This is a genomic window from Telluria sp. AIW5, assembly GCF_056680575.1.
This window is the reverse complement of record NZ_CM155289.1, coordinates 2,256,692-2,282,255: the sequence shown is the minus strand read 5'-3', so window position 1 is coordinate 2,282,255 and position 25,564 is coordinate 2,256,692. Positions and strand designations below refer to the sequence as shown.

24 protein-coding genes and 1 pseudogene are annotated in these 25,564 nt (G+C 62.7%); 16 read left to right on the top strand and 9 right to left on the bottom strand.

All coding sequences use genetic code 11. From position 1 onward, the window contains the following. The first annotated feature begins 110 nt into the window (after positions 1–110). Both AC1MEM_RS10035 and AC1MEM_RS10030 read left to right on the top strand, forming a co-directional pair. Positions 111–458, top strand: coding sequence for a hypothetical protein (locus AC1MEM_RS10035; RefSeq protein ID WP_499476980.1), 348 nt, complete (start codon positions 111–113; stop codon positions 456–458). Between the two features lie 88 nt (positions 459–546). Continuing rightward, positions 547–1,907 (top strand): IS3 family transposase gene (locus tag AC1MEM_RS10030; protein WP_499476979.1). Its coding sequence is split into 2 segments (ribosomal slippage): positions 547–1,023 and positions 1,026–1,907, totalling 1,359 coding nucleotides; the frame shifts between segments, so codons are not numbered across the junction. A gap of 245 nt (positions 1,908–2,152) precedes the next feature. On the opposite strand, the gene AC1MEM_RS10025 is transcribed toward AC1MEM_RS10030, so the two are convergent. The 3 genes from AC1MEM_RS10025 to imuA all read right to left on the bottom strand — a co-directional run bounded on the left by AC1MEM_RS10025 (position 2,153) and on the right by imuA (position 5,197). Then, entirely contained in the window at positions 2,153–2,917 is a 765-nt protein-coding gene (locus AC1MEM_RS10025; protein ID WP_499476978.1) for an alpha/beta hydrolase family protein, read from the bottom strand. Positions 2,918–3,078: 161 nt separating this feature from the next. Continuing rightward, on the bottom strand, positions 3,079–4,560 hold the full coding sequence (locus tag AC1MEM_RS10020; protein ID WP_499476977.1) for a Y-family DNA polymerase: 1,482 nt from the start codon (positions 4,558–4,560) through the stop codon (positions 3,079–3,081). Continuing rightward, positions 4,490–5,197 carry a translesion DNA synthesis-associated protein ImuA gene (gene imuA / locus AC1MEM_RS10015; protein WP_499476976.1) on the bottom strand — a complete coding sequence of 236 codons (708 nt, stop codon included), beginning with the start codon at positions 5,195–5,197 and terminating at the stop codon, positions 4,490–4,492. The genes AC1MEM_RS10020 and imuA overlap by 71 nt, the downstream gene beginning before the upstream one ends. Before the next feature lie 241 nt (positions 5,198–5,438). Here imuA and AC1MEM_RS10010 point away from each other — a divergent pair, with 241 nt between their 5' ends. The 4 genes from AC1MEM_RS10010 to AC1MEM_RS09995 all read left to right on the top strand — a co-directional run bounded on the left by AC1MEM_RS10010 (position 5,439) and on the right by AC1MEM_RS09995 (position 9,313). After that, positions 5,439–6,677, top strand: coding sequence for a putative Na+/H+ antiporter (locus tag AC1MEM_RS10010; protein ID WP_499476975.1), 1,239 nt, complete (start codon positions 5,439–5,441; stop codon positions 6,675–6,677). Positions 6,678–6,687: 10 nt separating this feature from the next. Further along, complete coding sequence (gene hepT / locus AC1MEM_RS10005; protein WP_499476974.1) at positions 6,688–7,125, top strand: type VII toxin-antitoxin system HepT family RNase toxin; 438 nt, start codon at positions 6,688–6,690, stop codon at positions 7,123–7,125. A gap of 81 nt (positions 7,126–7,206) precedes the next feature. Then, complete coding sequence (locus AC1MEM_RS10000; RefSeq protein ID WP_499476972.1) at positions 7,207–7,515, top strand: hypothetical protein; 309 nt, start codon at positions 7,207–7,209, stop codon at positions 7,513–7,515. 106 nt (positions 7,516–7,621) lie between these two features. Beyond that, positions 7,622–9,313, top strand: coding sequence for an AMP-binding protein (locus AC1MEM_RS09995; RefSeq protein ID WP_499476971.1), 1,692 nt, complete (start codon positions 7,622–7,624; stop codon positions 9,311–9,313). A gap of 628 nt (positions 9,314–9,941) precedes the next feature. Here the strand turns inward: AC1MEM_RS09995 and AC1MEM_RS09990 are convergent. Beyond that, positions 9,942–10,304: a hypothetical protein gene (locus AC1MEM_RS09990; protein WP_499476970.1), complete on the bottom strand. Its 363-nt coding sequence runs from the start codon at positions 10,302–10,304 to the stop codon at positions 9,942–9,944. Positions 10,305–11,378: 1,074 nt separating this feature from the next. Further along, positions 11,379–11,885 carry a hypothetical protein gene (locus AC1MEM_RS09985; protein WP_499476969.1) on the bottom strand — a complete coding sequence of 169 codons (507 nt, stop codon included), beginning with the start codon at positions 11,883–11,885 and terminating at the stop codon, positions 11,379–11,381. A 288-nt stretch (positions 11,886–12,173) separates the two neighbouring features. On the opposite strand from AC1MEM_RS09985, the gene AC1MEM_RS09980 reads away from it, so the two are divergent. Beyond that, positions 12,174–12,785, top strand: a complete 612-nt coding sequence (locus tag AC1MEM_RS09980; RefSeq protein ID WP_499476968.1) for a hypothetical protein — start codon at positions 12,174–12,176, stop codon at positions 12,783–12,785. Between the two features lie 372 nt (positions 12,786–13,157). Then, positions 13,158–13,202 (top strand): annotated as a pseudogene (locus tag AC1MEM_RS09975) (hypothetical protein); the annotation flags it as partial. Between the two features lie 126 nt (positions 13,203–13,328). Here the strand turns inward: AC1MEM_RS09975 and AC1MEM_RS09970 are convergent. Then, on the bottom strand, positions 13,329–13,613 hold the full coding sequence (locus tag AC1MEM_RS09970) for a hypothetical protein (protein ID WP_499476967.1): 285 nt from the start codon (positions 13,611–13,613) through the stop codon (positions 13,329–13,331). A 447-nt stretch (positions 13,614–14,060) separates the two neighbouring features. Here AC1MEM_RS09970 and AC1MEM_RS09965 point away from each other — a divergent pair, with 447 nt between their 5' ends. Then, a complete protein-coding gene (locus AC1MEM_RS09965) occupies positions 14,061–14,594 on the top strand; it encodes an ankyrin repeat domain-containing protein (RefSeq protein WP_499476966.1) in 534 nt (177 codons plus the stop codon). A gap of 15 nt (positions 14,595–14,609) precedes the next feature. On the opposite strand, the gene AC1MEM_RS09960 is transcribed toward AC1MEM_RS09965, so the two are convergent. Then, positions 14,610–15,494 (bottom strand): RMD1 family protein, encoded by an 885-nt coding sequence (locus tag AC1MEM_RS09960; RefSeq protein WP_499476965.1) that lies wholly within the window; start codon positions 15,492–15,494, stop codon positions 14,610–14,612. Positions 15,495–15,658: 164 nt separating this feature from the next. On the opposite strand from AC1MEM_RS09960, the gene AC1MEM_RS09955 reads away from it, so the two are divergent. Then, positions 15,659–15,979, top strand: a complete 321-nt coding sequence (locus AC1MEM_RS09955; RefSeq protein WP_499476963.1) for a Dabb family protein — start codon at positions 15,659–15,661, stop codon at positions 15,977–15,979. A 9-nt stretch (positions 15,980–15,988) separates the two neighbouring features. Here the strand turns inward: AC1MEM_RS09955 and AC1MEM_RS09950 are convergent, their stop codons facing one another. Then, positions 15,989–16,960, bottom strand: coding sequence for a GlxA family transcriptional regulator (locus AC1MEM_RS09950; RefSeq protein WP_499476962.1), 972 nt, complete (start codon positions 16,958–16,960; stop codon positions 15,989–15,991). A gap of 95 nt (positions 16,961–17,055) precedes the next feature. Here AC1MEM_RS09950 and AC1MEM_RS09945 point away from each other — a divergent pair, with 95 nt between their 5' ends. From AC1MEM_RS09945 to AC1MEM_RS09935, 3 genes are all read left to right on the top strand, one after another. Further along, a complete protein-coding gene (locus AC1MEM_RS09945) occupies positions 17,056–17,862 on the top strand; it encodes an MBL fold metallo-hydrolase (protein WP_499476961.1) in 807 nt (268 codons plus the stop codon). 392 nt (positions 17,863–18,254) lie between these two features. Then, a complete protein-coding gene (locus AC1MEM_RS09940; protein ID WP_499476960.1) occupies positions 18,255–18,701 on the top strand; it encodes an SRPBCC family protein in 447 nt (148 codons plus the stop codon). A gap of 23 nt (positions 18,702–18,724) precedes the next feature. After that, complete coding sequence (locus tag AC1MEM_RS09935; RefSeq protein ID WP_499476959.1) at positions 18,725–19,204, top strand: VOC family protein; 480 nt, start codon at positions 18,725–18,727, stop codon at positions 19,202–19,204. 16 nt (positions 19,205–19,220) lie between these two features. Here the strand turns inward: AC1MEM_RS09935 and AC1MEM_RS09930 are convergent, their stop codons facing one another. After that, on the bottom strand, positions 19,221–19,955 hold the full coding sequence (locus AC1MEM_RS09930) for an aspartate/glutamate racemase family protein (protein ID WP_499476958.1): 735 nt from the start codon (positions 19,953–19,955) through the stop codon (positions 19,221–19,223). Between the two features lie 286 nt (positions 19,956–20,241). On the opposite strand from AC1MEM_RS09930, the gene AC1MEM_RS09925 reads away from it, so the two are divergent. From AC1MEM_RS09925 to AC1MEM_RS09915, 3 genes are read left to right on the top strand one after another with little or no spacing between them, the layout of a single operon-like run. After that, positions 20,242–20,832, top strand: a complete 591-nt coding sequence (locus tag AC1MEM_RS09925; RefSeq protein WP_499476957.1) for a DUF2760 domain-containing protein — start codon at positions 20,242–20,244, stop codon at positions 20,830–20,832. Between the two features lie 8 nt (positions 20,833–20,840). Next, positions 20,841–22,700, top strand: a complete 1,860-nt coding sequence (locus tag AC1MEM_RS09920) for an Hsp70 family protein (RefSeq protein WP_499476956.1) — start codon at positions 20,841–20,843, stop codon at positions 22,698–22,700. Further along, complete coding sequence (locus AC1MEM_RS09915; protein ID WP_499476954.1) at positions 22,697–25,543, top strand: Hsp70 family protein; 2,847 nt, start codon at positions 22,697–22,699, stop codon at positions 25,541–25,543. Before AC1MEM_RS09920 ends, AC1MEM_RS09915 begins: the two co-directional genes overlap by 4 nt. Positions 25,544–25,564 lie beyond the last annotated feature (21 nt).

Here is a 25,564-nt window from a genome sequence, read left to right as displayed (position 1 = left end):
CATCTGTTGCGTGCCAGATGATGGGGGCGCCGAGCCTGTGTTCGGCGCCCTTTGTTTTTCCGCTCGTTACGAGTACCCGGAAGCGTCCGGGTCGGTGGTATGCTGTTTCCATGACTACCGATACCGACATTGAACTGTCCGGCCCGTTCAAGGCCGTTGATAGCACCGGCCGTTCCCACGACGTCAAGGCAATCCGCATTTTCGACGAGGGCTACGGGATCATCGACGTGTACGTGGACTTCGCCGCCCCGGTCGATCCCGGCCTGCACCAGGACACCGTCCTGACCAAGGCGATCATCGACCGCCTGCGCGCGCTCGGCTACAAGGGACCGGACTTCGGCCTCAGCGATCCGGGCCTGCAGGAGCGCAAGCTGATCGTGCTCGAGGCGCCTGAGGAATTCGCACCGTTTGCGAAGAGCCGCGGGTGGAAGAACCTGGCCGAGGAGTTTGACGAGTAAGGCGACGTTGGGTTTTGCGGTTCGCTGTTCGTAGCGTGGGCACTCCTGAACTGACCCCCAAAAGTTGGACACAACTTTTGGGAGGTGTATGTCGAAGTACACAGAACAGTTCAAACACACGGTGGTTCAAGATTACTTGTCTGGTCGCGGTGGCTATCGGGCCCTGTCGCAGCGCCACGGTATGGCCAATCGCTCGTTGGTCGAGCGGTGGGTGACGGCCTATCGGCTCCATGGCGATGCTGGACTGAGGGAGAAGCGAAGCCGATATGACGCCGATTTCAAATTGTCGGTGCTGCAGCACATGTGGGAAAATCGGCTTTCCATAACCCAGACCGCTGCCCAGTTCGATATCCGCCGTCATTCGACAGTAGGAACTTGGGAGCGCGCATATCGAGAGGGCGGGGTCAAAGCGTTGACGCTACCGCCGACAAGACGAGTGAAGAAAATACCGATACCAACAAAGCCGGTCGTTCCTGCAGGCGAGGACACACGCAGCCGGGAAGAATTGCTCGTTGAGCTCGATTACCTGCGCATGGAGAATGCAGTCCTAAAAAAGTTGGATGCCTTAGTTCAAGCACGGCAGAAATCGGCCACGCCGAAAAAGCGCAAGTAGTGCAGGAACTGAGGCAGCAGTATCCAGTTGCTGGTTTGCTCAGGCTTATTGGCTTGGCACGGAGCACCTTTTATTTCCAAGTCGGCGCGCAGAAGGCTGGCGACAAGTACGAACCGCTCAAGGCGATGATCAAGGCCGAGTATGAACGCCACAAGGGCCGCTACGGCTACCGTCGTATCACGGCCGCGCTCCGCCAGCTGGGTCAGCACGTCAACCACAAGACCGTTCAGCGCCTGATGGGGGTGTTGAAACTGAAGTCGCTGGTCAGACCCAAGAAATACAAGTCATTCAGAGGCGAGGTGGGCCAGGCGGCGCCGAACGAATTGAACCGCCAGTTCGAAGCGACGGCGCCGAACGAGAAGTGGGTGACGGACGTGACCGAATTTAACGTCGCCGGCGAGAAGCTATATTTGTCGCCAGTGCTCGACCTGTACAACCGTGAGATCGTCGCTTTTGAGATGAACAGGCGCCCACCATTCGAGCTCGTGACGTCGATGCTGACAAAAGCGTTTTCCAAACTCAGTTCGGCAGACAAGCCGATGCTCCATTCCGACCAGGGGTGGCAGTACCGCATGACGGCCTATCGCCAAATGCTCAAGGAACGCGGCATGGTGCAGAGCATGTCACGCAAGGGAAACTGTCATGACAACGCAGCTATGGAAAGCTTCTTTGGCGTACTCAAGTCCGAATTTTTCTACTTGAACAAATTTGCCAGTATCGACCAGTTAGAGGCCGGCATTGTCGACTATATCCACTACTACAATCACGAGCGCATCAAGCTCAAGCTCGGCGGGCTGAGCCCTGTACAATTCAGGACTCAGCACTTGGCTGCGTAGACTTAACTGTCCAACTTTGTGGGGTCACTTCATCCGTGCCCACGCGGACGTCCGCGTCATGTTGACGGCGTTATTTGGCTTCGTCATCATGTCGTGGTGTGTTCCTGGATGACATCGCGGCTGTCCAGATCCCGGTTCTCATTTCGTTCGCACTGTGCCGGCGTCCGCGTGGGCACGAGTGCCCACCCTACGTTACCTCGACGTTAGCGTCCATTTCAGACCTTACCTCGACGTTAGCGTACATGTCAGGCGCCGTCGATATATCTGCCGCTCCACGCGGCAATCATCGCGGCCACCTGCGCGGCGTCTTCTCTCCCGGTCACCAGATGATCGATTCCGTCGAGCGACACGAAGCTCTTCGGATAGCTGGCCAACTCGAAAATCCGCAACGCATTCGCGATATCGACCGTATCGTCGGCCGGCGCATGCATCACCAGCAGCGCGCCGCCCAGGTGGGCGATCCGGTCGGCCAGCTGATGCTGCGTCGCGTCCTCGACAAACTGCTGGCGGATATTGAAATCGCGCCCCGCCAGTTTGACGCGCGCTTCACCCAGTTCGGCGATGGTGTCGAGATGCTCCGACAACAAGGCGTTGACGACGTAATGCGGATCGCTCGGCGACGCGATCGTCACCACGGCTGTTGACTCCGGAATCCGGTGCGCCGCAGCCAGCACGGCGGTGCCGCCCATGCTGTGGCCGACCAGCAGGCGTGGCGCCTCGAACTTCTCGCGAAGAAAAGCGGCGGCTGCCACCAAGTCTTCCACGTTCGACGAAAAATTGGTGTCCGCGAAATCGCCGTGGCTGGCGCCGAGTCCGGCGAAATCGAAGCGCAGCATGGCCACGCCACGCTCGGCCAGGCCCTGTGAAATACGATTCGCCGCCAGCACGTCCTTGCTGCACGTAAAACAGTGGGCGAAGACGCCGTAGGCGCGCGGATTGCCGTCTGGCAGATCCAGCTTCGCCGCCAGCTTGCCGTGCGGCCCCTGAAATTCAACGCGTTCGGTCAGCATGACTTCCCCTGATTTAAGAAGGCGCTACTCTGCACCGGATTGGACGTCGATGCAAGGAAGCGAGGCCTCCAAACGTCCCCGTGAGTGTTCCCTATGTCCCTGGCCAAGGTGTTACCCATGTCCCTGGACAGATGTTACCTGTGCCCTGCATACCAGCAGGTTCACCCAAACAACCCATGCAAATACCACCTCGGATTCGCATCCTCGCCCGCCCCCACGATCCGCTCGCGGTACACCCAGTACAGTGTGTGATCCTGCCCCTCCGCAATAAAATAATCGCGCGTCTGCGATTCGCTCCACCAGCCCGCCTCGATGCGTTCCGGCGCCGAGGCCATTTTCAAGGGCGAGCCATAAAACGGCCGGTGGTTGCGCATCAGGAGCGCGATCGGCTTCGCTAAAATCCAGGTCGGGCGCGGCAGGCTTTGCACGTCCGCCGGCATCTGCGAGGAACGTACCGATTCGCGCACTTTCTGCTGCACCGGCACCCAGGCATTCGCGACTTCCGGCCGGTAGTCGGCCTGCGGCAGCGCTTGTAAAACGTTGTCGGGGCCGAGGCGGGCGACGAGCAGTTCGAGCATGCGGACCCGGTCTTCCTCCCTGCCGCCCGGCTCGGGAAACAGCGAGTCGCTCGGCGGCGCCATCGGCTGCAACTGCGCGGCGTCGAGCGCGAGGCCGATGACGGGCGCCTCGAGCACGGTTTTCGCCAGGCGTTCGCGCAGCAGGCGCACCAAATGTTCGTCGCGCCAGGTGGGTTCGCCCAGCGCGATCTCGACCGCGGTGGGCGGACGCGCCACCCTGCCCCGCTCGTGGTCGAGCAGCAGCGTGATGCGTTCGACGGCGAGCTGGTGCGCGCACAGCCAGCCGGTCAGCTGCTGCACCAGGCGCTCGGCGCCCGCCAGGCATTCGTCGGCGTTCTCGATGCGGTCGAACAGTTCGATCTTCGCGTGAAAGACCGTGGGCGCTTCGATCCATTCGAACAGCTCGGGCGCCTGGCCGTAGGCGGCGTCGAGCAGGTCGAGCAGCGCGCGGCCGCAGCGCCGCTGCAGGCCCGGCCGCGGCAGGCGGCGCATGGCGCCGATGTCGAAGCAGCCGATGCCCTCGAACCAGCTGGCATAGGCGCGCGCCGGCGGCGGCAGCGTGCTCGGCAAGCGGTCGAGCCGGCGCGTGAGCGACGCAATGGTCAGTACGCGGCCGGCGCGCCGCCGCGCCAGCATCCAGGTGCCGCGCGCGGTGGGCGCGCAGCTGAGGTAGCCCGAGAAGCCGAGCGCACGCAGGCTGGCGCGCACGCGCCGGCACAGCGCGCGGATGCCGCCGAACAGGCGCAGGCTGGCGCCGATGTCGATCAATAGCGTCGATTCCTCGGCCTGCGCCACCTGCGGCGTGTACTGCAGCAGCGCCATCGCCACCGCGTGCAGGGCCTCGGCCTCGCGCTCGGGCGAGCGCTCGACGATGCGCGCCTCGGGCATGAGCATCAGCACGCCGCCGCGGCGCATGCCGATCTGGACCCCGGCGGCCTGCGCAAGGGGCGAGGCTGCCAGCACCCGCTCTCCCTCGAGCACGACGCAGCCGGCGTCAGTTGACCAGTTCGGGCTGAAGACCTCGAGCGGTAACCGGGGCAAATACAGGCCGATCCACAGTCGCATGGCGTTGGAGCAAAGAAGGAGTGAGGGGCAGGAACAGCGGCGCATCGCGCTGCGGTCCCCGGCGTTTGACGAAGCCGATATCGAGCCCGCCGGCGGCGGGCCGCAGCGACAGGCGCAGCGGCGCCGGCGAAGAATCTTGCGCGCTGGCCAGCGGGCGCATCATGAAGAACAGGGTTTCGCCGCATTGGGCCGCCAGGTGCAGGCGGCGCAGGCTTTCGCCGCGCGCATGGTTGGTCCAGAACAGCAGCGCCCCGCAACTGCCGCTGCGCAGTACCTGCTCGGCCGCCCACAATGCATCGGCCCCGCGCCCCGCGCGCAGCCAGATCAGCTGGGACGGCGGCACGCCGAGCGCGGCCAGGGCAAGTGCCTGCGGCGGATGGGGCGGCTGCAGCAGCACGATACGGCGCGATGCGGCCGCCGCCAGCGCCGGGCGCAGCAGGCGCATTTCGCCGATGCCCGGCTGTTGCAGCAATAAATCGATCAGGGTGCCCGTCGGCCAGCCGCCGCCCGGCAATTGCTTCGACAAGGCCGGGTGGCCGGTGTCGACGCAGCGCGTATTGCCATGCGCCAGCTGCGAGGCGCGCCATAGCGAAGGATGTAATTCTTCCGGCGCAGCAAGAGTTTGTGAAGAAGACATGATTGGGGGTAATGCAAAAGTACTGGATGGATATACAGTACTCGGTCGTTCAGCTTTTGGCAAGATGTGTATAGTTCGCAAACACGCGATTTAACTTTGCGCTTGTTAGCGCTCAAATGTGCGCCTATGAACGAGCTCGCCCGACTAGCCATCCAAGTTGCATCAAAAGGTGAAATAATGGGGTTTCATTCATTATTTGCCTGACAATGACCGCTACCCTACGACGCGCAGGACGCCGCCAATGACCACGATGCAGCTGATCGGCGCGACTCTCTTCGCATGCGCCATCGTCCACACCTTCGCCGCCAAGGGTTTTGAAATCCTGGCCGACCGCCATCCACGCCATGAAGGCCTGTTCCACCTGCTGGGCGAAGTCGAGGTCGTGTTCGGCTTCTGGGCCTTCATCCTGGTGCTGGCGATGGCCCTGCTCGCCGGTCCCGGCGCCGCCATCGACTACGCCGAATCGCGCCAGTTCACCGAACCCCTGTTCGTGTTCGTGGTCATGGTGATCGCCGCTTCGCGCCCGATCCTCGACGCCGTGCGCTCGCTGCTGGGCACAGTCGCGCGGCTGGTGCCGATCCGCACCGAGGTCGCGCTTGCCTGGCTGGGACTGGCGCTGGTGCCCCTCGCCGGCTCCCTGATTACCGAACCGGCCGCGATGACGCTGGCCGCCTTGATGCTCGCGCCCCAGGTGTTCCGGGCAGGCATCCCCGAGCCGCTGAAATACGGGGCGCTCGGCGTGCTGTTCGTGAACGTCTCGATCGGCGGCACGCTCACCGCCTACGCCGCGCCGCCGGTGCTGATGGTGGCCTCGACCTGGGGCTGGGACAGCGGGTACATGCTCGCCAACTTCGGCGGGCGCGCTGCCGTGGCCGTGCTCGTCAACGCCACAGTCGTCACGCTCCTGCTGCGCAAGCACCTGGCGCCGGCAGCTGGCGAGCAACCCGAGCCCGTGCCGGTGAAGGTGTCGGCCATCCACCTGGTTTTCCTCGCCGCGGTGGTGCTGCTGGCGCATCACCCGGTGCTGTTCCTCGGCATCTTCCTGCTCTTCCTCGGTTTCACCCAAGCCTATCAACGGCACCAGGATCCATTGATTTTGAAAGAAGGGCTGCTGGTCGGATTTTTCCTGGCCGGCCTCGTGGTGCTGGGCGGCATGCAGCAATGGTGGCTGCAGCCGATCGTTTCCAGCCTGGCGCCGACCAGCCTGTTCTTCGGTGCGCTCGGCTTGACGGCAATCACCGACAATGCGGCACTGACCTATCTCGGTTCGCTGATCGCCGGGCTGTCCGAGCACGCCAAGTACATGCTGGTGGCCGGCGCGGTAGCGGGCGGTGGCCTGACCGTGATCGCCAACGCCCCGAACCCGGCCGGCGCCGCGCTGCTGCGCAATGGCTTCAACGACGAATCGATCGGCGCCCTGGGCCTGCTGGCCGGCGCCCTGGGCCCGACGACCGTTGCCGCAATCCTGTTCCTGATCTGAAGGAGGCACCATGGACGACACCGTATTGATCGGCAAGACCGCCACCATCGAACGCTGCTGCCGCCGCGCCCGCGAAGAATACGAGAAGGACCCGACCACCTTTGTCGGCGACCTCACGCGCCAGGATGCGGCCACGCTCAACGTCATCCGTGCCTGGGAGGCGGCGGTCGAGATGGGCGATTACGTGATCGCCATGGCCGACCTGGGTGAACCTTTCAACGAGCGCGAGGTCATCAGTATATTGGCCGACAACGGCTGGATCGATGCCGCCTTGGCCGAAGACCTGAAACGCACCGGCGAATTCTGCCGCGCCGAATGGGATTACCAGGCCGCGCCGCTGCCGGCCCTGGTCACGATCATCAAGCGCGGGCTGGACGATTTCGGGGCCTACAACCAGGCGCTGCTGGCCGGCGCGGCGACGCTGCCAGATACGCCGCAGGCGGACTGAACCCGGTTGTCTTGCCAGTAGCGGCTGCCGCGGATTTAGCGCAGCATGGTGTGTTGATTCACTCGATCCGGAGACAGGCACATGTCCGACGTCTTTTTAACGATTGCACTGATTCTGCTGGCAATAGCGGCCTTGCTCTACACCGCTGGTCATCGACAGCTGCTCAATTTCGTGGATTACGGCAGCGCTGAATCTGCCACGCGCATCAATCGCTACGCCGCAGCGCGCCTGCTGCTACCCGCCTGCGTGAATGCGGGGTCTGCCTGGGCCGCCGCGATGCATCCGCAACTTGCGGTGCCGCTCCTGTTCCTGACGCCGGTCTCGATCCTGGGCGCCGTCGTCTGGATTGCCGCCGGCGTGCATCGTTTCAAGGCGGTTCCCGCAAGTTGAAAGACAAGGAGACGCGCATGGATCAATTCAGCGCGGCTGCCTGTGCGGCGATATCCGCTTCAATGCCGCCAACTGAGCGGCAACATACAAACCAGATGGAGACCTTATGCAGCAAAACCTGAGCTATGTACACGGAGCACACGACATTCCCCTCATCGGCCAAACGATCGGCCCGTTTTTATCCGGCATCGCCCAGCAGTACGGCGACAACGAAGCGCTGGTCGTGCCGCACCAGGGCGTGCGCTGGACCTATGCGGAATTCGATGCGCGCGTGAGCCGGCTGGCGGCCGGCCTGCTGGCGCTGGGGCTGCATCCGGGCGACCGGATCGGCATCTGGTCGCAGAACTGCGCCGAATGGGTGCTGGTCCAATTCGCCACCGCGCGCGCCGGCCTGGTGATGGTGAACATCAACCCGGCCTACCGCCGCTCGGAACTCGAATACGTGCTCGACAAGGTGCAGTGCGCCGCCCTGATCCTCGCGCCCGCCTTCAAATCGAGCGATTACCTGGCGATCCTGGCCGACGTGGTGCCGGAGCTGCGCGATAGCACGCCCGGCAAGCTGCAGTCGGCGCGCCTGCCGCATTTGCGCCACGTAATCCGGCTCGGCCACGACAAGACGGCGGGCATGTTCAATTTCGACGAGGTACTGGTGCCGGCCGGTGACGCGCGCCTGGCCGGGCTGGCCGAGATCGAGGCGGCCTTGCAATTCGACGACCCGGTCAACATCCAGTTCACCTCGGGCACGACGGGCGCGCCGAAAGGCGCCACGCTGACCCACCACAATATTTTGAATAACGGCTTTTTCATCGGCGAAGCGATGCGCTTGACGAGCCGCGACAAGCTCTGCATCCCGGTACCGCTGTATCACTGCTTCGGCATGGTGCTCGGTAACCTCGCCTGCGTGACGCATGGCGCGACCATGGTCTTTCCCGGAGAAAGCTTCGATCCGAAAGCCGTGCTGGAAACCGTGCAGGCCGAGCGCTGCACCGGGCTGCACGGCGTGCCGACCATGTTCATCACCCTATTGGACCATCCCGATTTCGGCCAATACGATCTGTCGACGCTGCGCACCGGCATCATGGCCGGCTCGCCCTGCCCGGCCGAAGTGATGAGCCGGGTGATCAGCAAGATGCACCTGGGCGAAATCACGATCGCCTACGGCATGACGGAGACCTCGCCGGTGAGTTTCCAGAGTTCGGTCGACGATCCGATTCCGTTGCGCGTGTCGACCATCGGCCGCGTGCATCCGCACCTGGAAGTGAAAATTGTCGACGCCGACGGCAAGATCGTGCCGCGCGGCGTGAAAGGCGAACTCCTCACGCGCGGCTATTCGGTGATGCTCGGGTATTGGGGCGATGAAGAAAAGACGCGCGAAACGATCGATGCGGCGCGCTGGATGCATACCGGCGATCTCGCCGTCATTGACGAACAGGGTTTCGCGACCATCGTCGGCCGCGCAAAGGACATGGTGATTCGCGGCGGCGAAAACATCTATCCGCGCGAGATCGAGGAATTCCTGTACAAGCACCCGAAAATCCTCGACGTGCAATGCGTCGGCGTGCCCGACCCGAAATACGGCGAGGAGCTATGCGCCTGTATCGTCCTGCGCCCTGGAATGGAAGCGAATGAAGAGGAGATCCGCGATTTTTGCAAAGGGCAGATCGCGCATTACAAGGTGCCGCGCCATATCCGTTTTGTTTCGGGCTTCCCGATGACGGTGACGGGGAAAATCCAGAAGTATCTGTTGCGGCAGCAGGTGACGACGGAACTCGGGTTGGCCGTTGGCGTACTTAGTTGACCATCATGGGATTTCTCCGCACGGTTCAGTATCGCTAGTCGAAGGATTTATAGGTGTCGATCACATACGGAAATCTGATTTTTTGCTGACCTTTTTGTTCTGGCTTTCGGTTTTGGTATGTGTACACAATGGAATGAGACGTTGGCGAACCCGCGCATGAGCTTGCCCAAGGTCCGGTGTGGCTCGACTCCTGCCGGGTCACTGGCCTGCTTCGCAACGACTACCGAGAGCCCCGGGATACTTGTCTGCCGAACAGCCATCAGGTCTTCGATCATGATAGGGTTGTGCCTTAGCTAACGGTAACTATCCAGGTAAAAATGCAAGACCTATCTACATACTCGATCACAAAGCTCCGGGCTCTGGAAGTACAAGTAAACGAGGAGTTAAAAACCCGACATTTCCTTAGCATCAGTAAGGCACGTGAACAGATTCTGCACATTGCCCGAAGCGCCGGACTGTCCGAGAAGGAGTTACTTGCTATCCGGACTCCGAAGACACCTAAGCAAGGCACTGTCAAGGCCAAGTATCGAAATTCTGACGACCCTACACAGCAATGGAGTGGTCATTGTCTCGAAGAGGACAGGAAGATTCTTCAGGTTTTGAAGGCTCGCAGTAGTCATATATTCTTTCAGTAAGATTGGGCAATACGGATTTGATTCATGCCGTCTTTGTTTGAACGGTGATTGATTTGAAAATACTTGGTACTATGTCGCGCGAAATACGGAGCTTCATCCATGAAGTTATTCATCCAGTCGGTAATCTGTTGATCACGAAAACTGAAGCTCACAGCAGAGAAACCTCCATTTAATTTCTTCTCACGCTGAGTTACTCTGACGGTATCTCGATTAGGCATACCGGGATGGTCATTTACGTGTCGGCCTGTCTTGTCGATGCCACGGTGCTCAAAGATGTCGTCAATCATTTGCGCGCATGTTTGAACATGACTGAGTGCAAGAAACGTGTAGTCGAACGCAGGGTCGAGTTGGTCCATACAGCCTCCAGGTTGTTAAAGAACGGTGATCTGCTGAAGATGAGTGTGGACGAACGTGACGCGAATGTATATCAGTTACAGTCGCCTCAAGTTTGCACATTAGAGGAGAAAAGTCACCGGTGCGAAAAGTGATGAAAACGTACGAAAACGCACACCGGAGTGATGAAAACGCGCCGTTTTGAACTTTTATTAACAAAAAAGAAACATTTCACAATGGGGTAAGCGCTCGGCTGCACAGGCCTCAAATCTTTGAATGTTGTAGTTTTGTTACAACACCTCACCCGACCGAGAGGTCAGGTTTGGGCGTTGTTACCATCGGGAACTGTTGTCACCGCTGCAACGGTTTGAGCCGCCTATCCCGCCGCTCCGGCCTTGTCAAACGCTCGCATGCTCGCAGCGTCGCGACGGTTGAACCCACCGCTTGGACGCCTCGAAGCTTCCGCGCGCCCGTGAGGCTGAGTCACCTCGTAGGTGTGCCGATTGATTAGGACTTCACCCAAGTTTTTGCACGCTCCCTCAGCCTCAACCTGCGTACGTCCCCAGAGGTGACACCCACGTTCGCACCAGGGACCACGACCCACGGCGGATGAAGCCGGCTTCATCCGCACCCACCCTCACCCCCACGTACCGCCTACCCCAAGCGATCGGTCTAGGTTTACCGCCGACCCCAATTGTCAAATTCGTTACAGTTGACAGTTGTAAGTTCCTGGGACCGCTCCGGAACCGCCTACCCGATGCGGCTGGCTGCATCAAACCAGTCAAGGTGTATCCGACTCTTGATGCCTCTCGCGCCGGAGACCTTGGAAGCCGGGGATGAGTTAAATCTCATCCCGAAATGATGGTAGTGACCGGATGAACCGTGGGTGCCTCCCCCAGGGTGACGCACTGGTGAGGCGGAGGTGTGACCCTAGAAATCGTGTGAAGACCTCTATCAATCAACATAACGTCGAGGTGTCTCAACCTCACCGGTGATAGGAGGCCTCTGGAGTATCCCTGCTCAGCGATGATGACCCCATCATCCGAAGAGTCCGAACATCTCTGGGCCTCCCTGGTGCCTTCGGTGTTCGTACGATGCTATTTCACATAGAACGGTGGCTTACCAAGCTTACTAATGTTAAGCGAGCGTTCGATTGCAACCATAAAAGTTTGTACAATCGGCGATTCAAAGTTATAACAATTTCCTTGGTAATCGAGCATGGAATTCAATGTAACTTCTGTCAGAACCTGCGGGTTCCCTTTCGAAACAAACATCATTAGTTGTGTTCCTTGTACCGCCACACTACCAAACCTACGCCCGCCACGCACACCGGCCGCAAAGTACGCTTGACCAACACAACCGGGAGGTGCAAAGAAAATTGTTTGAAATAGCCAATCCAGTCCACTGCCAGACGAATAATTCTGGAGCGGCAGAATAACTGTTTGATTGTCCACTGCTACGATAACCCGGCCACCGTCGAATCTCCCGATTACATTCTTCCCGCTTGAATCAGTTAACACAGGAGTTGGAAGGTTTTGCGCAATGCAATTAGTTCCTAACGACATGCATAGCGCAGCACAACATGCTTTGATTAAAAGTTTCATTTTATTCACCCACCCTAGATTGGAATGAATATTTAGACTAGCAGACCTGAATTCTTAATCAAGACGCACGCTTGATTTGTTCTTAACACGCTACTCGACGTTTTCGATTTTTCGCTGTACCGCGTTTCAGCCATTACACGCTGTATGCAAGCAAGAAAGCAAGGCAGTCAGTCCACCATCGAACCGGTCCGAGCACACCTAGGCCTTCCTGATAACTTCGACTTGCTATATGATCATGCTTTTACCGATAAGCAATGTTTCGACCACCACGACAACTACAGGGATCAAATGAAAGTCATTCTCGGCGCTATTGCAGTTCTCCTCTCAGCCTCAGCATTTGCAGCTGGTCCATCGGCGCTGCTGAACGTCAAACCAGACATGTCGAAGGAGATCTTCGAGGCCCTGAAGGGCGACATCACTGTCGTCGCTCCACTCACGGACTTCGAATTTGCAAGTCCAGAAGGAAAGGCGAACTACAAAGGCAGCATGTACACCACCAAGGTGTCAACTCCCTTCAGTGACAAAGAACTAAAGGCAACCGTCAGCTTCGCTGAGGGCGGCGGCCTCAAGTACTTCTCGATCGACCTCGATGAAGACACGTTCGACACCGTGAAAAAGCAAATTGCCGACAAGTACGGCAAGCCAGCTAAAGTGGTCGACGGGATGAAAGAAGAACAGTGCCTGTACAAAAACGGCGCCAACTTCAAGAAAAGCTCCGGCATCGTAAACACAACATGGACGTCGCCGACAAAAGGCTCTGAGCTAGTTTCGACATCAATGTCGAAAATGGTAATCGACCCTTGCCCTAGTCGCTTGGATACGGGTGGCTTCGGCTTCTCATCCTACACGCTGAGCATTAGTAAAGAGCTTCCAGCTGCACCGAAAAAGAATCCGTTTTAAGTTGTACGTTGGCCAAGCCAGACCGGAAGATTTCTAGCGTCCGCTTCGACTTGTTGTAGACTTGCAAGACTTACAAAATTTGAGGTGGGCGATGAAGGTATTCATGAGCTGGTCTGGTCAGCGAAGCAAGCTCACAGCCGAGTTGTTGTTTGACTGGGTCAAATGCGTAATACAGGCGGCACAGCCGTGGATTTCCTCACGTGGCATTGAGCGCGGAGCACAGTGGTTCTCTGAGATTAACAATGAACTCAAAGACACGACTATCGGCATCATCTGTCTCACCCAAGAGAACAAGAATGCGCCTTGGATTCTTTTTGAAGCAGGGGCCCTTGCAAAGGGCCTGATCGGGGACGTCAGCCGGCATGGGTTAAGGCATGGATTGGATCTGGCAACTCACTTGAGGACATAAAAGCATAAGTTTACAGTGCTGCGGGCCGACTACAGACAGTCGAGCAAGTCTGCAATCGGCTGTGGATTCAACCGGTCCGAGAGATAACCCGGTCCAGCGTATCGGACGTGGCGTAGCGCAACTGTACGGCCCACTCAGGAGCGGCGACGCAGGCGTCCGGCGTAAGTGCGTGCAAAACTGTCGAGGACGTGCGCGGGCAGCATTTTCACCATGCCGTGCAGGATAAGCGGCAGGAGTACGAACTCGTCGATCGCGCCGAGTACAGGCACCGTGAAATTCAGCGGCTCGACAGCGAACAGCGCAAGGCAGGCCAAACCCGGTAATAGCCACCCGGGACGGTTCTCGTGCCGGATGGCGAACCATAGCAGGCGCAGGTCCTGACCGGCGACCATGCGCCACAATGCAAAGATGCGTTTCAATGCGTTCTCCTTCGTGGCTCGGGACATTTCCGTGCCGCCTACATGGGACGTCCCCGCCTGAACGCAATAGCGAATTCCAAAAATCGCCGCGTCCAACCAACCACGCCGCAATAGACTCGTCGGCGCTTGACGAATGCGCCGCTTTATTCGTCGTGTCCACTTCGGATCGGAAGCACACAGTCCGCGCAAATCCTCTTCTCATGTCCTCGGTTACGACTACAGATGCCCGGCGCGGTAGGCCTGATCGGCTGCACTGATCTCATCCGCCGCTACTTCGCAAGCAGGCCCGCCCAAGCTTGCGCATGCGTGACGGCCGGCACAAAGCGCGCCGCGCGGGGCGGGACAGGCCTTGCCTGAAGATTTCGCCTGGCTTTCCTTGTAACTTCCTCCACGTTTGATATTGTGTAATAGACGACGGGCTGAGCGCTCGCGTCGGAGGCGGACGATGTGGACATTTTTTCGGCAGTTGAACAGAAAAACCTGCGTGAGCTCAAACGGATTTTAAAGAAGGACCCGGGCGCAGCGCGCGGCAGTGATTGTTGGGGCCGCACAGCCTTGATGCTTTCGTGCATCGAGGGCGAGGAGGCCTTCGTCGCCCTCCTTTTACCCTGGAGCGACGTGCGCGCAAGCGACAGGGATGGCGAGACCGCCTTGATGCTGGCATCCTTTGGACACCCCCGATGCGTCGAGTTGCTATTACCGACCAGCGACCCAAGGGCATGCGACGCGGACGGGTGGACCGCCTTGATGTGGGCGGCCTCCAGCGGAAGTGAAAAGTGCGTGGAACTCCTCCTGCCTCACAGCGACACGGCCGCGGCCACCGGACCCGGGATCACTGCGCTCGACATCGCACGGGCGTTTGACCAGCAAGCCCGCGCGCAGCAGATCCGCCGGCACGTGGTCCTTGAGGAGGCGATCAAGACTGCGAACGCTGCTGCGCAGGTACCGGGGTCAGGCGCCCAGCCCGAGCCCAGGATCTAACAACCCGAAAATGTCTTAACGCGCGAAGTGCCCGTACAACCCCAGGCACAGCTCGACAAAAATCAGCAGGAAAATCGCCGTCTCCAGCCGGTGCGAGCTGTGATAACGCATGGTCTCGACGAGGGTTTCGGAGGTATGCGACAAGGTGGTGAGCTTGCGGTCGAGTGCGGCCGCCCGGTCGTGGAGTTCGTATTCGCCCTCGAGCCGCGCGTACAGGCCCGACAGGCCCGGGTTATCCCACAGCAGGTCGGGACGGTCGAGCACGCCCGCGCGGCCGTTCAGGCGGTTTTCCGCCAGCAGCATGTTGCCGACCGCCTTCAGCAGTTCGGACGGTTTCGCGGAAAAGCGGCCATCTTCGGCCAGGTCGCGCGCCAGCGGTTCGCTGCGATCGAAATCGCGCGCCGCGCGCCGTTCCTGGAAGGACAGCATCGTCGCTTTCGCCATCACCTCGGCAATGAGCTGCAGGCGCAGGCGGTCCGCATTCTTGATCTTGATGTATTGGCCCGCCGGTCCCTCTTCGTCATCCGGCCCGACGTGGATCATCGCCACTTCTTCCGTGCCGATATCACCGGCGCCGGAGGAATGCACGGCGATCGTCTGCAGCAGGCGCGCCTTTTCCTCGCTTGAAGCATTGAACAGCACGACCGCGCCATAGCGGAACAGCGCGGCGATCCCGCCCTCGCCCAGCTTCACCATGAAAGGCGACTTCGCGATGATCTCGAAACCCGTTAATGCCCTGACGTCCATGCGCTCGGCCACCATGATGGCGCTCGCCGTGAACTGTGGCTGGGCGATGACCGGCCGCTGATACGGCAGTTTTTCGGTTTTCAAATGCAGGCCGGCGCGCGTGCGCGGACGCGGATTCCAGCGAATCTGCTTTCTGTCGATGTGGCTGTCCATATTATTTTCGTGTACTTCGGGGGAATAGTCAGGCACGCTGCCGAGCCGGCAGCGTTGGCGCCATCATAACGGAATGCGGCGCCATCACCGGCACGACAGCGGGCGTGCGCGGGCCGAGTCGCAGGCCATGTAAGATCGCTTTTCTCTTTTTATCCGAACCCGCCATGACCGCCAATTCGTCCCCCGTCCTGCGCCACGTCGTCCTGTTTGCGTTCAAGGACGACGCCACTTCCGAACAGATCGATGCCGTGGTAACGGATTTTGCCGCCCTTTCGCGCGCCGTTCCCGGCATCGTGTCGTATGAATGCGGCACCAACGTCAGCCCGGAAGGTTTGAACGATGGTTTCACCCATTGCTTCACGCTGACATTCGCCCGCAACGAAGACCGCGACATCTACCTGGTCCATCCGGCGCACACGGACTTTGTCGCGACACTGGGAAGCTGCCTGGCGCGTTCGCTGGTGATCGATTACTGGGCGAAATAAGCGGACCCGCTAGCTCCCCTGCCCTGCGCGAAACTGCCTGCGGTAACTCGATGGCGATGTCTGCAGCTGCGCCCGGAAATGCTGGCGCAGCGACAAGGCCGTCCCGAAACCCGCCTCATCGGCCACCACCTCGATCGCGGCATTCGTGCATTCGAGCATGCGCTGCGCCTGGGCCAGCCGCTGGCTCAGCAGCCATTGCTTGAACGAGGTCCCTGTCGCCTGCCGGAAGTGGCGTGTGAAATTGCGCCGGCTCATCGCGGCGCGCTCGGCGAGCGCATCGATGCCGTGCGGCTGGGCGAGATTGTGCAGCACCCAGTCCAGCACCTCGGAAAAACGCCCTTCGCTCGGCCTTGACGGCAGCGGATGTTCGATGAACTGCGCCTGGCCGCCCTGGCGGTGCGGTGCGATCAATAGCCGGCGCGCCACACGGTTGGCGGCTTCCGCGCCGCGCAGTTCACGCAGCAGGTGCAAGCAGCAGTCCAGGCCTGCCGCCACGCCGCCCGAGGTCAGGACATTTCCCTCGTCCACATACAGCACCTCGCGGTCGACGTTCACCTTCGGATAAAGCCGCGACAAGGCACCGGCCAGTTCCCAATGCGTCGTGGCCGTCTTCCCATCCAACAGTCCCGCCTGCGCCACCGGAAAGGCGCCCAGGCACAGGCCGACCACGCGCGCGCCGCGGGCATGGGCGCGGCGCAGGCGCTCGATGAGTTCAAGCGGCGCCCGGCGGCAATCGTCGAACCAGGCCGGCATGACGACGATGTCGGCTTCGTCGATGGCGGACAGGTCGCGCTCGACCGCAATCGTGAAACCGGCCGAGGTGCGCAAGGGTTTGCCGTCGGCCGCGCAGACCACGACCTCGAACGGCGGCGTGGTCTCGTCGACCGTCGTGCCGAAGACGAGGCAGGGAACGGACAGGTGGAAGGGCGTCATGCCTTCGAAGGCGACGACGGCAATACGCTGGGGCATAAGCTTGTTCATGGCCCGATTATATCGAACATCGACCTTCGGGCCACTATTATCGATGAGCAGGCGGGCAGAAAATGGTCTCACGTTCAACCAAGGAGGAATCCATCATGACGCTCGCAAGCTCACTCGACACCACCGTCGGCTTCCAGCTGATCCGCAACGCCACCATCAAGATCCGCTACGGCGACACGACTTTCCTGGTCGACCCGATGCTGGCGAAGAAGGACAGCTTCCCCGGCTTTGAGGGCACGGTCAACAGCCACCTGCGCAACCCGCTGGTCGAGCTGCCCTTGCCGGTCGAGGACATCGTCCAGGCCGACGCCGTCATCGTCACTCACATCCACCCGGACCATTGGGACGAGGCGGCAATATCGGCGCTGCCACAGGACATGCCCTTGTTCGCCCAGAACGAAAGCGATGCCGCCAGCATCAGCAACAGCGGTTTTACGGACGTGCGCGTGATCGATGAAGACAGCGAATTTCGCGGCGTGCGCCTGCACTCCGTCACGGGCCAGCACGGCAGCGAGACCCACATGGCGATGCTGAGCGCCATGCTCGGGGAAACGGTCGGCGTCGTGCTGCGCCGCGAAGGCGATAAAACGGTGTATATCGCCGGCGATACGATCTGGACGCCCGAAGTGGATGCGGCGATTGCGGCTTACCGTCCCGACGTCATCGTTCTCAACACGGGTTATGCACAAATCGCCGGTTTCGACGGCTCGATCATCATGGGCAAGGACGATCTCGGGCGCGCTTATCATGCCGCGCCCGGCGCCACCGTCATCGGCATCCACATGGAGGCCTTTAATCACATGACGCATTCGCGCCGGGATTTGCTCGATTACGTGGCCCAGAATGGCCTGGACAGCGGGCGAGTGCTGGTGCCGGAGGATGGGCAGGAATATCGGTTCTGAATCTGGTTTGCCCTTTTGCGAATATCCCTCGTACACTGAGCGTTACGCTTCGCGCATCTCATGAAGGGCGGCGCCATGCCTGCGGCCGAGATCGTGCAGCGCGATTATCTGGACGGAGCGGGACTCGGGGTAAAGGTCTGTACGCGCCGGTAACTGGCGAGTGGCTACGGAAAATGAGTAGCGACGCGCACAGGCAACAGGTCCGCGTCGAGAACCGAAGGTCTGCGTCAAGCCAGCAAGGTAAACACGAACTAATGCAGAGCTCGTGTCCGAATGTCAGACCTGACCCCAGCCTTTTTAAAAAAATGCTGCCTGCTGTCGATTTCCGCCCACCCTGTTCGTCGTACCATCGGAGGGCTGTCCTCTGCCTTTATAAAAAAAGGAAAACGATCATGTCCACGAACACTGTCGAGTTGCACCGCGTCCTCAAATCCACCTCCGACCGCGTCTACCGCGCCTTCACGACGCCCGGCGCATTCGCCAAATGGCTGCCGCCGCACGGCTTCATCGGCACCGTGCACGCGTTCGATCCCCGGGTCGGCGGGCGCTACAAGATGTCGTTCACCAATTTCACCACGGGCAATAGCCATTCCTTTGGCGGCGAGTACCTGGAGCTCGAACCCGGCAAGCGCCTGCGCTACACGGCCGAGTTCGACGATCCGAATTTGCCCGGCCGCATGCAGACCACGGTCACCCTGCGCGAGGTGTTCTGCGGCGTCGAGGTGAACATCAAACAGGAAGGCATTCCGTCGATGATTCCCGCCGAGGCCTGCTATCTCGGCTGGCAGGAGTCGCTGGAATTGCTGGCAAAACTGGTTGAAGCAGAAATCAAGGACTGATTCACTCATCAAGGGAGAACGACATGCTCAGCAAGAACACGATTTGCCTCTGGTTCAACGGCACCGCGCAAGACGCCGCGCAGTTCTACGCCGCGACCTTCCCGGACAGCGCCGTGAAAGCCATCCATCGCGCGCCGGGCGACTATCCTGCCGGCAAGCAGGGCGATGTCCTGACGGTCGAGTTCACGGTGATGGGCATTCCCTGCCTCGGCCTGAACGGCGGCCCGGGGTTCACGCACAGCGAAGCCTTCTCCTTCCAGGTGGCGACCGATGACCAGGAAGAAAACGACCGCCTGTGGAATGCGATCGTTGGCAATGGCGGCCAGGAAAGCGCCTGCGGCTGGTGCAAGGACAAGTGGGGCCTGTCATGGCAGATCTCGCCGCGCGTGCTGACCGACGCCGTCTCCGGTGCCGACCCGGTGGCGGCCAAACGGGCTTTCGAGGCGATGATGACGATGCGAAAGATCGACATTGCCGCGATCGAGGCGGCAATACGCGGCTGACCGGATCAGGCGCGGATCACGCGCTTTCCCGGCGAAGCGCCCGCGCTACCGCCGCTTCGGCATGCAGGCCGGTCGTGTCGAACAGGGGCACCGGACTGTCTTCCGGTGCGACCAGCAGCATGATCTCGGTGCAGCCCAGGATAATCGCCTCGGCGCCGCGCGCAACGAGGCGCGCGATCACCTCGCGGTAGGCCTGGCGCGACGCGTCCCGGACCTGCCCCTGCACCAGCTCTTCATAGATGATGCGGTGGACCGTCGCGCGGTCGGGTGCCTCCGGCACCAGCACCTCGAGCCCGTGCTGCTGCGCCAGCCGGCCCTTGTAGAAATCCTGTTCCATGGTGAAGGCGGTGCCCAGCAGGCCCACGCGGCGCAGCCCGGCCGCCTTGATGCGCCCGGCGGTCGGGTCGGCGATGTGCAGCAGGGGCAGGCTGGTCGCCGCCTGCACCTGGGGCGCGGCGATGTGCATCGTATTCGTTGCAATGACGAGGAAGTCGGCGCCGCCGCGTTCCAGGCGTTGCGCGGCATCGACCATCAAGGCTGCCGCTTCGTCCCAGCGGTCGGTGCGCTGCAGGGCCTCGATGTCGGCAAAATCGAAAGACCACATCAGGCAGCACGCCGAGTGCAGGCCGCCGAGTTGCGTGCGCACGCCCTCATTGATCAGGCGATAATATTCGGCCGAGCTTTTCCAGCTCATGCCACCGATCAGGCCGATGACTTGCCGGGCGGTGCTGGACTCATGGAATTGCGACATGCGGCTCCTTCATCATTGTCGAGGATAGGTGCTCATCAGTATAGCCTCAGGCGGGACTGCCGTCGGCGCTGCGATTCCCCGCCAAAAATGCGGGCAGGGCCTTACCGACGAAAAAACGAGTGAAAGTGGCAACGGCTTCGCTTGAGTGACTGGCATTCGGCATGCTCCGTTCTCCGGTGGCGCGTGCGCCACTCATGGTCGAACTGGTATCATTCGCGTTTGTCCGGACCAGAGCCCCGACGCTGTCTGACAGCGCGCCGGTCCCTCACCTTACAGAACATCAAGAATGAGCACACCGACCCAACTGCCCTCTTTCTGGAGCCGGCTCTCCCTCGCCTTCGGCACCTTTTTCAAGACCATCGGCGACGCCGAATTCGCCGCGCGCGTGCGTGACGACCAGGTCGGCCCCGTTGCTGCCCCGGCCCCTGCGCCCGTGCCGGCGCCCGCACCCACACCGGCTGCCGCACCTGCACCGGTCCCCGTCCAGCTGCGCGAAACCACGCCGGAAGCCGCCCTGCAACTGCTGACCCTGCTGCAGCGCGAAGCGCGCCTGATCGACTTCGCCCACGAGAACCTGGCGGCGTACGCCGACGCCGACATCGGCGCCGCCGCCCGCGTCGTGCACGAAGGCTGCGCGCGCGTGCTGAAAGACCACTTCACGATTCAACCCGTGCGCCTTGAGGCCGAAGGTGCGCGCATCACGCTCGAAGAAGGTTTCGATGCGTCCAGCGTGCGCCTGACCGGCAACGTGGTCGGCAAGGCCCCGTTCAAGGGCACCCTGTCCCATCGCGGCTGGCGCGCGACCGACGTCCGCCTGCCGCAGCTGGCGAAAGAACACGACGCCACCGTGCTGGCGCCGGCGGAGGTGGAACTGTGAGCGCGCCGGTGAACGCCCGTTATGCCATCGGTATCGACCTCGGCACCACGCACAGTGCGCTGTCCTGGGTCGACCTGGAAGCGAGCGACGGCGAGCAGACCGCCCACGGCGTGCTGCCGGTGCCGCAGCTGACTGCCCCCGGCACCGTCGAAGCGCTGCCGCTGCTGCCCTCCTTCCTCTACCTGCCGCACCCCGATGAACTGGCGCCGGGCGAACTCGCGCTGCCGTGGAATACCGATGGCGACACTGCGGTGGCCGGCGAAATGGCGCGCAGCCGCGGCGCTACCACGCCGATCCGCCTGGTGTCGTCCGCTAAAAGCTGGCTCTGTCATCCCGGCGTGGACCGCCGCGCCGCCATCCTGCCCTCCGACGCGCCGGAAGAAGTCACGCGCGTCTCGCCGCTGGACGCCTCGACGCGCTACCTGCAGCACCTGCGCCGCGCCTGGGACAACGCGCATCCGGAAGCGCCGTTCGACCAGCAGCAGGTCACCGTCACCATCCCCGCCTCGTTCGACCCGGGCGCGCGCGAACTGACGGCCGAGGCGGCGCGCAACGCCGGCTATGCGTCGGCGACGTTGCTGGAAGAGCCGCAGGCAGCGCTCTACAGCTGGATCCAGGGCAGCGGCGGCAGCTGGCGCAAGCAGGTCAAGGCCGGCGACATCGTGCTGGTGGTGGACGTGGGCGGCGGCACGAGCGACTTCTCGCTGATCGCCATCCTCGAACGCGAGGGCAAGCTCGAGCCCCACCGCGTGGCCGTGGGCGACCATATCCTGCTCGGCGGCGACAACATGGACCTGGCACTTGCGCACCTCGTCGCGCGCAAGCTCGCAAGCAACGGCACCCAGCTGGATGCCTGGCAGATGCGCGCGCTGACCTACGGCTGCCGCGGCGCCAAGGAACAGTTGCTGGCCGCCCCCAACGCAGCAGATGGCAACGTCGCAGCCTGGCCGATCGTCGTGCCGAGCCGCGGCTCGAAACTGATCGGCGGCTCGATCCGCACCGAGCTCACGCGCGACGAAGTCACGACCTTCATCACCGACGGCTTCTTCCCGCGCGTCGAGGCGGGCGCCCGTCCGGCCACGCGCGCACGCGCCGGCCTGACCCAGCTCGGCCTGCCCTACGCGCAGGACGCGGCCGTCACGCGTCACCTGGCCGCCTTCCTGGCGCGCCAGGCCGGCGCGACCGCGGAACTCGAAGGTTTCGCAGGGCGCGTCAGCGCCGACCATAGCTTCCTGCATCCGAGTGCGGTGCTGTTCAATGGCGGCGTCTTCAAATCCGGCATCCTGGCACAGCGCGTGATGGACACCATCAACGACTGGCTCTACATGGAAGGCGCCGAGCCCGCACGCATGCTCGAAGGCGCGGACCTCGACCTGGCGGTCGCACGCGGCGCGGCCTATTACAGCTATGCGCGGCGCGGCGGCGGCGTGCGCATCCGCGGCGGCACGGCCCGTTCCTATTACGTCGGCGTCGAGTCGTCGATGCCGGCGATTCCCGGCATGGAGCCGCCGATCCAGGCCCTGTGCGTGGCGCCCTTCGGCATGGAAGAAGGCAGCGAACTGGAATTGCCGGGCCAGGAATTCGGCCTCGTCGTGGGCGAACCTGTCCACTTCCGCTTCTTCGGATCGACCACGCGCCGCCAGGACGCAATCGGCGAGGTGCTCGACTTCTGGGGACCGGACGAGCTGCAGGAGCAGAACGAAATCCAGGCGACGCTGCCGGCCGATGGCCGCACGCCGGGCGACGTGGTGCAGGTCACATTGCACGCCCTCGCTACCGAGGCGGGCACTTTGGCCCTGGCGGCGGTCGCGCGTGACGGCCAGCGCTGGAAAGTCGAATTCGACGTGCGGAGCGCGCCAGAACAGTGACGCCTTACCTGGTCAGCATCGACCTCGGCACCACGAACACGGTGCTGGCCTACGCCGCACCCGGTGCGGCGGACGTGGAATTGTTTTCGATCGACCAGCTGGTTGCGCCCGGCGAAGTGGCCGGTGCGCCGCTGCTGCCTTCCAACCGCTATCACCCGGCCGAGGAAGAGCTTGGACCGGGCCAGTTGCAGCTGCCGTGGCAGTTGGCTGATGTCGCCGGCGTCGAGCGCGTCGCCATCGGCCGCCTCGCGCGCAGCCTTGGCGCGGCCACGCCGGGCCGCCTGGTGGCCAGCGCCAAGAGCTGGCTCTCGCATCCGGGCGTCGACCGCATGGCGCCCATCCTGCCCTGGGGCGCCGAACCGGAGGTGCCGAAGGTGTCGCCGGTGGCCGCCAGCGCCAGCTACCTGGCCCACCTGCGCGCCAACTGGAATATCCGCTTTCCCCGGCATCCGCTCGAAGACCAGCAGGTCGTGCTCACCGTGCCCGCCTCGTTCGACGAAGGCGCGCGTGCGCTGACGCTCGAAGCGGCGAAACTCGCCGGCCTGCCCGCACTGCGCCTGCTGGAAGAACCGCAGGCTGCACTCTACGACTGGCTGTACCGCCATCGCGCCACGCTAGCCGACGACCTGGCGGACACGCGCCTGGTGCTGGTAGCCGACGTCGGCGGCGGCACCACCGACTTCAGCCTGGTCAAGGTCGAACTCGAGGACGGCCAGCCGAAACTGAGCCGCATCGGTGTCGGCAACCACCTGATCCTCGGCGGCGACAACATGGACCTGGCGCTGGCCCACCTGGTCGAAACGCGCATGGCCGAACAGGATGGCGGCGAAGCGCCGCGCGCACGCCTGTCGGCCGCACGGCTGGCCCAGCTGACGGAACGCTGCCGCGCGGCGAAGGAAGTACTGCTGGCCAGCGATGCCCCGGACGGGGTGACGGTCACCCTGCTCGGCGCCGGCGCGCGTTTGATCGGCGGCAGCCGCAAGGCGGAGCTGCGGCGCGAGGATATCGAGCGCGTGGTGCTGGACGGCTTCTTCCCCCTGAACGAAGCCCAGGAGCCGGCCCGCCGCGCGCGCGCCGGCATCGTCGAATTCGGCCTGCCGTATGCGAGCGATCCTGCCGTGACGCGTCACCTGGCGAGCTTCCTGCGCCAGCACGCCGCGGCGGCGCGCGAAGCACTCGGCTTGCCGCACGAGGGCGATACGCTGCCGGTGCCCGCGCCGGTACCAGACGCTCTGCTGCTCAACGGCGGCGTGTTCCGCGGCGCGGCGCTGGCCGAACGCCTGGCCGCCACCCTGGCGCGCTGGCGCGGCGCGCCCCTGCGCATCCTCCACAACGTCGATCCGGACGTGGCCGTGGCGCGCGGTGGCGTCGCCTATTCGCTGGCGCGCCAGGGCGCGGCGCCCGCCATCGAAAGCGGTGCGGCGCGCAGCTACTACCTGCTGCTCGAGGGCGAGCGCGCAAGCGCTGGCCTGCGCGCGGTCTGCCTCCTCCCGCGCGGCACGGCAGCAAGCCTCGAGGTGCGCCTGCTCGATCGTAGTTTTGCCCTGCGCCTCGGGCGTCCGGTGCGCTTTCACCTGGTGTCGACGGTGGCCGACGCAGGCGCCGCGCCGCAGCCGGGAGACATCGTGGACCTGGCGCCTGAAGACGTGGTGCGCCTGCCGCCAATCGCCACCGTGTTGCGCGCCACGCCGGGTGCTGCGCCGCGCAGCGAGATCGCGGTGCAGCTGGCGGCGTCCCTGAGCGAAGTCGGCTCGCTGGAAGTGCATTGCGTGGCCGAAGACGGCAGCGGACGCTGGCAACTCGCTTTCCAGCTGCGCGAAGCGGAGAGTCTCGACGAAATTGTCGAGACCGAGGTCTTGCCGCCGCAGCTCGACGCCGCGATCGAGAAGATCGAGCGCGTCTTCGGCACCCGCTCGAAAGCGGTCGACGTGAAGGAGGTGCGCCAGCTGCGCGCCAGCCTCGAACACCTGCTGGGACGGCGCGAACAGTGGGCGACGCCGCTCCTGCGGCGCCTGTTCGACGCGTTGATGGAGCGATCGAAGGGGCGGCGCAGGTCGAGCGAACACGAACGCGCCTGGCTGAACCTGGCCGGCTATTGCCTGCGCCCCGGCTTCGGCCATCCGCTCGACGGCTGGCGCATCGAACAGCTGTGGGCGATGTTCGAGACCGGGGTCCAGTATCACAAGGACACGCAGGTGCGCGCCGAATGGTGGACGCTGTGGCGGCGCGTGGCCGGGGGCCTCGACACCGAAGCGCAGCTGCGCCTGCTCGACGACTTCGCCTTCAATTTGCAAGCCGATGCCTCGGAGCGCGGCAAGCGGCCGATCGCCCTGGTCGACGGCAGCGAGGACGACATGCTGCGCCTCGGGGCCTTATTGGAGCGCATTCCGGCGGCCTACAAGGCGGAGATCGGCAACTGGATGATGGAGCAGATCGTCGCCCTGCCCTCCGGCGCCGGAAAGCTCGACGCGAAAACGGCCGCCACCTATGCGCGCTACCTGTGGGCGCTGGGCCGGGTCGGCGCGCGCCAGTCCTTCCACGCCAGTGCGCACGAAGTGGCGCCCGCCGGCGTCGCGGAAGAATGGCTGGGCAAGCTGTTGACGCTGGACTGGAAGAAGATCGAACCGGCCGGTTTCGCCGCCACCCACATCGCGCGCATGACGGGCGACCGCTCGCGCGATATCGGCGACGCGGTGCGGGCCGATGTGCTGCGGCGGCTGGCGTCGGTCGGTGCGCCGGCGGCGTGGACGGCGATGGTGCGCGAGGTGGTGGAGCTGGATCAGGCGAGCGAGACGCGGATGCTGGGAGAGGCGCTGCCGCCGGGGTTGAAGCTGATCCGGTAGTGGGTTGTCGTCCCAACGGCT